Origin of the sequence: Salipiger sp. HF18, assembly GCF_011806505.1 — a bacterium.
In the GTDB taxonomy this organism is placed as follows: domain Bacteria; phylum Pseudomonadota; class Alphaproteobacteria; order Rhodobacterales; family Rhodobacteraceae; genus Salipiger; species Salipiger thiooxidans.
On the sequence record NZ_JAATOS010000709.1, the window covers coordinates 1 to 1587 of the forward strand.

The 1587-nt window shown below is 65.1% G+C and carries 1 protein-coding gene; it reads right to left on the minus strand.

Annotation, left to right across the window (positions count from 1 at the left end; translation table 11 throughout):
• The coding region (locus tag HC022_RS26150; protein WP_368484819.1) for a bifunctional sulfate adenylyltransferase/adenylylsulfate kinase at positions 1 to 1581 on the minus strand (1581 nt) is incomplete at its 3' end.
• Between the last annotated feature and the right edge of the window lie 6 nt (positions 1582 to 1587).

A 1587-nucleotide genomic window follows, 5' to 3' on the forward strand; every position in this document is an offset into this window, starting at 1 on the left:
GGACAGGTTCTTCCGGACGATGTCGCCGTCGAGCAGCGTCACCGGACGGCCGCCCATCTCCATGAGCTTGGTCATCAGAGCGTTGGCGATGGTCGACTTGCCCGAGCCCGAGAAGCCGGTGAAGAACACGGTGAAGCCCTGCTTGGAGCGCGGCGGCTTGGTGCGGCGCAGCTCGGAGACCACCTCGGGGAACGAGAACCACTCGGGGATCTCGAGGCCTTCCTGAAGACGGCGGCGCAGTTCGGTGCCGGAGATGTTCAGGATGGTGACCTTGTCCTTGTCGAGGATCTCGTCGTTGGGCTCGTACTGGGCGCGCTCTTCCACATAGACCATGTGTTTGAACGGCACCATTTCTATGCCCATTTCCTCTTCGTGCTGCTTGAAGAGCTCCTGCGCGTCGTAGGGACCGTAGAAGTCCTCGCCGGCGGAGTTCTTGCCCGGGCCCGCGTGGTCACGGCCGACGATGAAGTGCGTCACGCCGTAGTTCTTGCGGATCAGGCCGTGCCAGACCGCCTCGCGGGGGCCGGCCATGCGCATGGCGAGCGGCAGCAGCGACATGGTGGTGGTCGACGCCGGGTACTTGTCGAGAACCGCCTCATAGCAGCGCACGCGGGTGAAGTGGTCGACGTCGCCGGGCTTGGTCATGCCGACGACCGGGTGGATCAGCAGGTTGGCCTGCGATTCACGGGCGGCGCGGAAGGTCAGCTCCTGGTGGGCGCGGTGCAGCGGGTTCCGGGTCTGGAACGCCACGACCTTGCGCCAGCCAAGCTTGCGGAAGTAGGCGCGCAGCTCGTTCGGGGTGTCGCGACGGGCGCGGAAGTCGTAGTGCACCGGCTGCTGGATGCCGGTCACCGGGCCGCCGAGGTAGATCTTGCCGGCGGTGTTGTGCAGGTAGTTGACGGCGGGGTGCGCGTCGTCGTCGGCACCGAAGACCTTCTCGGCTTCCTTCGCCTTGTTCGGCTCCCACTTGTCGGTGACGGTCATGGTCGCGAGGATCACGCCTTCCTGGTCACGCAGCGCGATGTCCTGGCCGATCTCGATCTTGTCGGCGAAGTCTTCCTTGACGTCGAGCGTGATCGGCATCGGCCACAGGGTGCCGTCTGCCAGGCGCATGTCGTCGATGACGCCGTCGTAATCCGCCTCGGACAGGAACCCTTTGAGCGGGTAGAAGCCACCGTTCATGAGCAGCTCGAGATCGCAGATCTGGCGCGGGGTCAGGTCGTGCGAGGTCAGCTCGGCCGCCTCGACCTTGAGCTTCTGCGCGCTGTCGTACGAGACGAACAGCTCGGGGATGGGAGCAAGGTAGTTCTGCATCAGACTTGTCCTGTTAGTGGAGGGGACGTATGGGCTGCCGGTTCCGGTCAGCTCTGCGTGAAGGGCCTGGTACTCCAGGAATTTCCGCGCGAGGAAACGGTCGGTGAGTCTGGCTTTTTCAGCCGCTCCGCGCGAGGTCAGCGTGTAGGCGAACCTCTGGCGCCGGTCCGGCCCCACACGCTCGCTCACTTTGATGAACCCAGCTTCGGCAGCCGCTCGCAGCTGCGCGTTGAGCCGCCCGAGGGAGACCCCGATGGCCGATGCGATGTCCCG